Here is a 9,033-nt window from a genome sequence, read left to right as displayed (position 1 = left end):
CCAAAAAATGGAAAAAAATAACGCAATGAACTCACCCGCCGCACTTTCCAACAACCCGCTGGCGCAGGAACGCAACGCTGAGCTGGCCCGGCAACTGCGCGACTTTGTGCGCGGAGAGTTACCGGAAGCCATGATACCGGCCCACGTTGTGGTGATGCCGGTCTTGCCGAAACTGCCGAATGGGAAAATCGACCGCAAGCAACTGCCGGCCCCGTTAAAGCAAGAGCGCAGTCAGCAGGCATATGTCGCCCCCCGCAACCTGAGCGAGGAAAAAATCGCCCGCATCTGGCAGGAAGTGCTGTCAGTGTCGCAGGTCGGCATTGAAGACAGCTTTTTTGAACTCGGTGGCGATTCGCTGTCGGTGGTGCAGATGGTCTCCAGAGTGCGTCGGGAATTGGATACCGCCGTCAGCCTGCGCTACGTGTTCAAAAACCCGACCATCGCCGCGCTCTCTGCCTATATCAAAGGCAAACACCGCACCGCCTCTGCCGGTCTGCAAAACCTCAGCGACGAAGAGCTCTGCGCCGAAGCCCAACTGCCGGCCGACATTGGCGCCCAGCCTGGGGCCTTGCCCGCCGTCAACAGCGATTTTCGCCATATCCTGCTCACCGGCGGCACCGGGTATACCGGCGCCTTCCTGTTGAGGGAGTTTCTGGATCGTTCACAGGCGATGCTGTGGGTCGTCGTGCGTTCGGCAAACCCGCAGCAAGCGGTGGAACGTATCCTGAACAACTTGCAACAGTACGGCCTGCAACGCCCGGGCGATCGTGCGCGCATCGTCGGCGTACCGGGAGACGTGGGCAAACCTTATCTCGGTGTAGATAAACCCACCTGGCGGCAACTGTGCCAGGACGTCGAGATGATCGTGCATAACGCGGCGATCTCCAGCTACGCCATGCCTTATCGCCAGTTAAAGCCCACCAACGTGCTCGGCACCCTCGAGGTGCTGCGTCTGGCGGGGCAAGTGCGGGTAAAACCGTTACATTACATCTCTTCGCTGTCGGTGTTTCCCGGCCAGCCGGGCGAGCACCATTTCCGCGAGGAACCGCTCATGCACCCCAACGGCCTGGCGGGAGGATACCGTCAAACCAAGTGGGTTTCCGAACGCTTGATCACCCTGGCCGGCGAACGCGGCCTGCCTTGCCACATTTATCGCCCCGGCCAGATCACCGGCGCGCAAACCAACGGCGCCTGTTCGACGGACACCTACCTCAACGCCGCCATCAAAAGCTGCATTCAACTGCAGACGGAGCTGCCGTTTGACGTGATGCTGGACATCTCGCCGGTGGACTTCTGCGCGCAAAGCGTGGCGCATATCGCCCTTTCCGGCGCCGGAGAGCATCGGATTTATCATCTGACGCAGTCAGCGCCGTTACATTGGCGCGATCTCATCGGCATGCTGCGCCAACGGGGCTACAGGATTGATGCGGTGAGCTACCCCGAGTGGTATCAGCGCCTGGCCGCCGCGCTTGAAGCCGGCGAGCAAAACGCCCTCGGCAAATTCTTCTCGCTGTTTGGTGAAGAGGCGCCGTCGAAAGACGCCGGCGACGAAGGCAGTCTGCCGCACTATGACTACCGCAATCTGCTTCAGGCGCTGGAAGGCAGCGGCATTTCCGCCCAGCCGTTGGATCAGAGCCTGTTGAATCGTTATCTCGACTATTTCATCGCGATCGGCTTTATCCCAACGCCGGATATGGCTTACACCACCAGCAAAGGATGCCAGTCATGATGCTGAATCCCCCCCGTTTTCCGACCCTGCAAGCGGCGGTGGATCACCATGCCGCCGTCAACCCCGAAGCGCTGGCGCTGATGATGGTGAATCACCCGCACCATGACGAAAAAAACCGTCAGGTCAATTACCGCCAGTTGCGCCATTCGGCCCTGCATCTGGCGGCGGAACTGCGGGCGACCTATGCGCCGAACAGCCGCATTTTACTGCCGTCCTCGGTCAGCGAGTATTTTGCGATCGGTTTCCTGGCCTGCATGTATGCGCGAATGATCGCCGTGCCTGCGCCGCTGCCAACCCAGTATCAGCATCAGCGTCAACGGCTGACCAATATCATGCATGACGCCGGTATCGTCGCCCTGCTGTATGCCCCCGGCGATGAAGGCGCGATCCGCGACTGGCTGGAACAGGCGGCCATCGCCTGCGATCAGTTGCCGATCGCCCTGCAAAATGAGGCACCTGCATTCGAATCCGACGCGTCTGAGGTCAATCCCGACGATCTGGCGCTGTTGCAATACACTTCCGGCTCCACCGGCAACCCCAAAGGGGTGATGCTGACCCACGCCAACCTGGTGCATAACGTCAACAGTTTCCAGCAAACGCTGGGCTATGCGGATGACACGCGTTTCGGCGGTTGGATCCCGCAATACCACGACATGGGGCTGATGGCGCAACTGCTGCCCGCGCTGTTCCTCGGCAGCAGTTGCTACATGATGACCCCGACCCAGTTCCTGAAAAGGCCGCTGCACTGGCTGCAAATGATTGAGCGTTTCAGTATCAACCATACCTGCGCCCCTAATTTTGCTTTTGAACTCTGTTGCCGACGCATAACCGCCGAACAACGGCCGACGCTGAATCTCTCGTCGCTGCGTTACCTGATCAACGGTTCCGAGCCCGTGCAGGCCAGCACCATTCAGGCGTTTATCGACTGTTTCGCCGCCGCCGGTTTCAACCCCAGCGCCATGCAGCCCTGCTATGGCATGGCGGAATGCACGGTGTTCATTTCCGGCAGTACGCCGCGTCCGCCGCAGACAATCAGCCTGCCGGATCGCCAACAGGCCGGGGGCCCGCAGAAACTGTCGGTCAGTTGCGGTTGCGCGCGCCACTACGACTTGCGGATTATCGATCCGACAACGCTCCAGCCGCTGGCCGAAGGGGAACTCGGTGAAATCTGGCTGCAAGGCGGCAGCGTGGCCAAGGGGTATTGGAACAACCCGCAGGCTACCCGCGACACCTTCGCCGCCTATACCGCTTGCGGCCAGGGCCCTTACCTGCGCACCGGCGACGTGGGCTTTCTGCAACAGGGTGAAATCCACGTCACGGCGCGGATCAAAGAAGTGATTATCACCCACGGAAAAAACCTCTATCCACAGGACATCGAGCACGATCTGCGACGCCATTTCAACGTGCTGGCGGGCCGATACGGCGCGGTGTTCGGCGTAGCGCTGGATACTGCGCAGGAGGCGTTGGTGGTGTGCCACGAATTGCCGGGATCCTTTGAAGATTATGAGCTGGAGCAGCTTTCGGCAGACATTCAGGGCTGGGTGCAGCGCGAATGGGGCGCACCGCTGGCCGGCGTGATCCTGGTGCCGCCCGGCGAAGTCAGCCGCACCACCAGCGGCAAAATACAGCGCACCGCCATGAAACAACGCTTTCTCAGCCAGACATTGCGCACCCGCCATCAATGGCTCGCCGCCGCCGTCCGCGAACGCATTGCCGGCCAGGATGAAGGCCGCGTCGAGAGGGGCGAATGATGGATTTGCTACTGCAAACGCTGCAGGCCACCCGCGATGCGCCGCTGACCGCAGAAGCTTACGCGCATTGGCGCGAACAGGCTGAACGGGCCTTCGAAAGCACGCGACTGATGCAGCACGATCGCGATGCCACCTTCCCTCAGGAGGCCGTGGACTGGTTGAATCAGCAAGGCGCTGCCCTGCTCTACCTGCCCTCTCAACACCGGGGCCGCCTGACGGGGCTGGAACAGATCAGCACGCTGTGGCGAGCCTTGGCGGCGCTGGATCTCACCGTCGCCATCGGCCACGGAAAATCCTTCCTGGGGGCGGTCAGCGTCTGGCTGGCCGGTAACGCACGGCAAGTCGAACAGACTCGTCGCGCATTGCTGGCCGATGAAGCCCTGGCATGGGGCCTGACCGAGCGCGAGCGCGGCGCCGATTTAATGGCAACCCGGACCACGGCGGTCAAGCATGCGCAAGGTTGGCGTCTTCAGGGGGAGAAGTGGCTGATCAATAACGCCACGCGCGGCAATATCATCACCCTGCTGGCCCGGACCGACGAACTCGCCGGCGCACGCGGCATGAGCGTTTTGCTGCTGGACAAGCGCCATCTGCCCGCCACGAGCTGGCGCCATCTGCCCAAGGTCAGCACCTACGGCATTCGCGGCGCGGATATCAGCGGGCAGCAGTGGCAGGATGCCGAGCTGCCCGATGACGCGCTGGTCGGTGAGCCGGGCCAGGGGCTGGAGATCACCCTGCGCGCCCTGCAATTGACCCGCACCGCCTGCTGCGGGTTATCGGTCGGCGCACTCGACGCCGGGCTGCGGCTGACCACCGGGCTGGTTCAACACCACCGCTTATATGGCCGCCGGCTGTCGGAGCTGGATACGGTACAGACGCTGTTGGCGGAATCTCAGGTTGTCTCCTGGATGCTGGAAATCACCGCGTGGACAGCCGCCCGCCACGCCAGTTATCTGCCGCAGGAAATGAGCGTCGTCTCCGCGCTGGCCAAAGCCGCCATCCCGTCATTGGCCGCGCACCAGTTGAGCCTGCTGGAAGAACAGATGGGCGCGCGGGGCTTCGTCAGCGATTTATTTGCCGACGGCGCTTTTCAAAAGTTGATCCGCGACCATCAAATCGTGCCCATTTTCGATGGCAGCACCTTGGTCAGCCGCTCATCCCTGGCGCCGCAGTTGCCGACCCTAATCCGGCAATACCGCCGTGGCGCAAGCGACAGCGTCGTGCTGGACAGGCTGGGAAACCGGCATTCCCCCACGCCGGCTGAGCTGCCGTTGAACGCCCTGACGATTTACTCTCGCAGCGGCTGTTCTCTGGTTCAGGCCTTACCGGCCATGATTGCCCGCGCGCAACAACAGCATGCCGGGCAGGTGGCGGAGCAGGATCTCGCTGCACTGCTGGACACTCTGCTACAGGCAAGCCATCGGGTTATCGATGACCTGGCGTCCGCACCCGTGGTTTACCCGCAGGTGCCTCAGCAAACGCTGCTGGGCCTTCAGCGCTATGAAAGCCTATTTATCGCCGCAAGCTGCCTGCTGTTTTGGCTGAACAACCCGGCGCCATCCGCGCTCCGATGCCGGCACTGGTTGCCGCTGTGCCTGACGCTCGTCGTCCGCCAATGGGGGCTGCCGGAAACCGCAGAGCCGCACGTCGCCTGGCAAGCGCTGAAAGCGTCTTTTGCCGATCGTCCCTTCACGTCAGCCGACGCCATTCTGCAGCAGGAAACTGACCATGAACGCTGAACATCTTCTTACCGTCGACATGCTTGAAAGACAGCTGACGCCAGCCGGTTGCGACGGCTACGCCGCCTGGGCCAATGCGGTACTGGCGGCCGACGCCGCCTGCGCGTTGTGGGCGGAGGGCGAAGCCCGGCTCGACGAGGCCGGATTCAATCGCTGCCTGATCCCGCAAGCGATGGGGGGCCAATGGCGCGGGCTGGACGTGCTGATGGATCTGTTCAGGGTGCTCTATCGCAAGGATCCGTGCCTGGGGTTGGGTTATGCCGGCAGCAGCTTTATCGCGTGCTGCAATATCTGGGCGGTCGGTTCACCCACGCAGCAACGCACCGTCGCCCAGGCGCTGCATCGCAATGAAAAAGTGGCCTGCTCCTACTATGAGCCGGAACACGGTAACGATCTGTCCGCCGTGGAATTTTCCGCCGACAGGCAGGACGGCCGCTGGGTGCTGGAGGGCGAAAAACAGGTCACCTCCAACATTGCCCGCAGCAGCGTTTTCGTGGCCTTCGCCCGCACCTCGCCACAGCCCGGTAGCCGCAGCCATACCCAAATATTGATAGTGAAGTCGCAACTGCCGGACGGCTCCTTGCAGGAACTGCCGCGCCACAGCAGCGTGGGGATGCGCGGCGTACAGTTGGGCGGCGTACGTTTCGATCGTACCCGCTTGCCCGCCGCAGCCGACGACGAATTGCTGCTGGGAACGGAAGGCAAGGCGCTGGAAACCACTCTGCGGTCGTTTCAGGTCACCCGCACGCTGCTCCCCGGCATGTTTGTCGGCGTGCTGGACTCCGGCCTGCGGTTGGCCACGCGTTTCAGCCTGCAACGGCAGTTGTATGGCCGCTGCCTGGCCGATTTCCCCTCGGCGCGCCAGGTATTGAGCCTCGCGTTGCTCGATCTGCTGCTGGCGGACGCATTCAGCAGACTGGGCGCCCGGGCGCTGCATGTTCATCCTGAATTTTGCTGCCTGTATGCGCCGTCGATCAAGATTGTGGTACCCAAACTGCTGATCGGCGCCATGAACCGCCTGGCCGATCATCTGGGTGCCAGTTTTTACCTCACGGAAAGCGAATTCGGCCTGTTCCAAAAGCTGCTCAGAGACATCAAACCTGCCGGATTCGCACACGTAGGCCGCCCGGCCTGCCAGCTCACGCTGCTGCCGTTGCTGTTCATGCTGGCGCGCAAAAACGCCGCCACGCCGGAAGCGGCCCGGCTTTCGCCAATGCTCGCCTCGGACGCGCCGATCGACGAGCCGATAGATTTCAACCGGCTGCAGGTGGCGCCGACGGGGCGCGATCCGCTGCTGGATTCGCTGCTCCACACCGCGCCGCTGCTGGGCGCTGCATTGGCGACGCAGGTACTGGCAGCCAGAGAGCGGCTGCTGGACAAATTGCAAACGCTGGATCCGCGAGACATTTCCGCCACCGCGCCGGCCGGTCACTATCAGCTAAGCACGCTGTACGCCGGTTTGCTCGCCATCGCCGCTTGTCTGCAATGGCATCAGACGGCGGCAGAGAAACTGCCGCTGGCGTTGACGCAATTGATGGTCAAACGCCAACTGGTTCATCTGCAAATCGCCCCGGATGAAGGCCTGGATGAATCGGAAGCCGACTATGTCTGTCAGCGCCTGTTCGACGATTACCGCCGGCGCGTCAGTTTCGACTTAATGCACTACCCGCTACAGGGTTGGGAGGAATAATTTTATGGCACACAAATTTCGTATTTTGGGCATTTCCGGCAGCCTGCGCGCCGCGTCGCTGAACAGCCTGTTTTTACGCGCCATGGCGCAGGTGAGCCCCACCAGCGTGCAATTCGAGATTTACTCGCGCCTGGACGCCATCCCCTTATTCAACGCGGACCATGAAAATCGGGACAATCCGGCCGTCGCCCATTGGCAATCTGCGCTGGCGCAGGCCGATCTGGTGCTGTTGGCCAGCCCGGAATACGCGCATGGCGTGACCGGCGTGGTGAAGAATGCTTTGGACTGGATCGTCGGCAGCGGCGAGCTGGTGGACAAGCCGTTGGCTTTTCCCAACATTTCGGTGCGTGCGGAGCTGGCGCAGGCACAGCTGGCGGAAACGCTGCAGATTATGGGCTGCCGCCTGATTGAAAGTTGCAGCCCCTGCGCCACCCTCGCCGCACCTTATGTCTTGCCGGAAGCGGATGAACAAAGGTTGGTCGACCACCCCGAAATCGGCCCACGTCTGAAAGACCTGTGGCGCAACATTGAACTCGCGCTATCTGAATCGCACTGAAACGACATTGCCGACATCGGCAGAAAAAACACGCAAGGAAAACAAAATGGCCTCAGTACAAAACGAACTTGAACAATGGCTTGTTGAGCGCGTCGCCGCCTACTGCCGCCTCACGCCCGCCGAGATTGAAGACGATAAAAATTTTTCCGATTACGGCATGGATTCCGTGTTCACGCTGACCATGATCGGCGAGATCGAAGATCGCTACGGCCTGGAGCTGGATCCCACCGCCATTTGGGATAATCCCTCGGTCGGGCAGCTACGCGCTTTCCTTGAAACCGAAATCAGTAAAAACGCGGCCTGAGCCGGGGGAATACGATGATGTTATCCAGCGACGCTAACGCCACGCCACACCTTGAATGCCTGCCCACCCGGCGCACCTGCCCGTTCAATCCGCCGGAAGAGTACCGCTTTATCCGCCAGGAATGCCCGGTGGTTCGGGTGAAAACCCCGCGCGGGGATTTCGCCTGGCTGGTGACGCGCCACCAGGATGTCAAAAAGGCTTTGAGCGACAAACGGTTAAGCTCGGACCCGCGTTCCGCCGGCTTCCCGACGTATATCTCCGGCGAAGTGCCGCCACCGCCGGGTTTTTTCCTGCAACTTGATGCACCCGACCATACGCGTTTGCGCAAAGCCGTCACGGAAGAATTTCTCAACGCGCATGTGGAAAAACTCAAGCCGCAAATGACGGCCATCATTCAGCGCCAGCTCGATGAGCTGCTGTCCATGCAGCCGCCGGTAGACTTCGTCAAGGCCTTTGCCATCCCCGCGTCCGCCAAGATCATTTGCGAGCTGCTGGGCACGCCGGTTGAGGATCACCCTTTTGTGCAAAGCAGGACCGATACCGTGCTGGATCGCAGCAGCCCTCCCGAATTGGCCGAACAGGCGGCGATTGAGCTGATGGGTTATTTCGATCGTATCGTGACCGAAAAAGAGCGCGCGCCGGGCGATGATCTGCTCGGCAGGCTGATCCATAAGGCGCAGCAGGCGCACCAACCCAGCCATGAAGAGATTGTCGGCCTGGCCGCGCTGTTGCTGCTGAGCGCTTACGACACCATGGCGTTGGCCATGGGGCTGGGCGTGGTGACCTTACTGAACAATCCCGCCCAGTTGCAGGCGTTTCTCGCCGATATCGATCTGGGCAACGATTTGGTCTATGAGCTGGTGCGCTATCTGACCATCAATCACGCGGGCCTGCCGCGAGCGGCACTGGAGGATACCGAAATTGGCGGCCAGCAGATCAAGGCCGGCGAAGGCGTGCTGATCATGCTGAGCTCCGCCAATCGCGATGAGGAGATATTCGAGCAACCCGATGTCTTCAACCTTCACCGGCGAGAAAAGACCCAGTTAGGCTTCGGCCACGGCATTCACAAATGCCTGGGCATGCATTTCGCCCGCGCCGAACTGACCATTGCCTTCCACGCCATTTTCACCCGCATCCCCAGCCTGGCGATAGCCGTACCGCAAGAGACGCTGACCTACCGCGATGAAATGGTGCTGTATGGCCTGAAAGCGCTGCCGGTGAGCTGGCAACCGGCCTGATGCGCAACGATTCTCCGAAAATTCAA

Annotated in this window: 7 protein-coding genes; all 7 read left to right on the top strand. The window is 61.2% G+C overall.

Annotation, left to right across the window (positions count from 1 at the left end; translation table 11 throughout):
• Positions 1-7: 7 nt before the first annotated feature.
• Genes SERAS12_RS02735 through SERAS12_RS02705 form a run of 7 tightly spaced genes read left to right on the top strand, consistent with a single transcriptional unit; the run spans position 8 to position 9,007 of the window.
• Entirely contained in the window at positions 8-1,729 is a 1,722-nt protein-coding gene (locus SERAS12_RS02735) for a thioester reductase domain-containing protein (protein WP_013811365.1), read from the top strand.
• Positions 1,726-3,480, top strand: a complete 1,755-nt coding sequence (locus SERAS12_RS02730) for a fatty acyl-AMP ligase (protein ID WP_013811364.1) — start codon at positions 1,726-1,728, stop codon at positions 3,478-3,480. Before SERAS12_RS02735 ends, SERAS12_RS02730 begins: the two co-directional genes overlap by 4 nt.
• The gene (locus tag SERAS12_RS02725; RefSeq protein ID WP_013811363.1) at positions 3,477-5,219 is read left to right on the top strand and encodes an acyl-CoA dehydrogenase family protein; all 1,743 of its coding nucleotides are present in this window, start codon (positions 3,477-3,479) and stop codon (positions 5,217-5,219) included. The genes SERAS12_RS02730 and SERAS12_RS02725 overlap by 4 nt, the downstream gene beginning before the upstream one ends.
• The gene (locus tag SERAS12_RS02720; protein ID WP_013811362.1) at positions 5,209-6,909 is read left to right on the top strand and encodes an acyl-CoA dehydrogenase; all 1,701 of its coding nucleotides are present in this window, start codon (positions 5,209-5,211) and stop codon (positions 6,907-6,909) included. The genes SERAS12_RS02725 and SERAS12_RS02720 overlap by 11 nt, the downstream gene beginning before the upstream one ends.
• A 4-nt stretch (positions 6,910-6,913) precedes the next feature.
• Entirely contained in the window at positions 6,914-7,465 is a 552-nt protein-coding gene (locus SERAS12_RS02715) for an NADPH-dependent FMN reductase (RefSeq protein WP_013811361.1), read from the top strand.
• Between the two features lie 46 nt (positions 7,466-7,511).
• Positions 7,512-7,769, top strand: coding sequence for an acyl carrier protein (locus tag SERAS12_RS02710; RefSeq protein ID WP_013811360.1), 258 nt, complete (start codon positions 7,512-7,514; stop codon positions 7,767-7,769).
• Between the two features lie 14 nt (positions 7,770-7,783).
• Positions 7,784-9,007, top strand: a complete 1,224-nt coding sequence (locus SERAS12_RS02705) for a cytochrome P450 (RefSeq protein WP_013811359.1) — start codon at positions 7,784-7,786, stop codon at positions 9,005-9,007.
• Positions 9,008-9,033: the final 26 nt, after the last annotated feature.

The sequence above is a fragment of the Serratia sp. AS12 genome (assembly GCF_000214195.1).
In the GTDB taxonomy this organism is placed as follows: domain Bacteria; phylum Pseudomonadota; class Gammaproteobacteria; order Enterobacterales; family Enterobacteriaceae; genus Serratia; species Serratia plymuthica.
The sequence above is the reverse complement of the archived record's forward strand: the minus strand, read 5'-3'. Positions and strand labels throughout refer to the sequence as shown.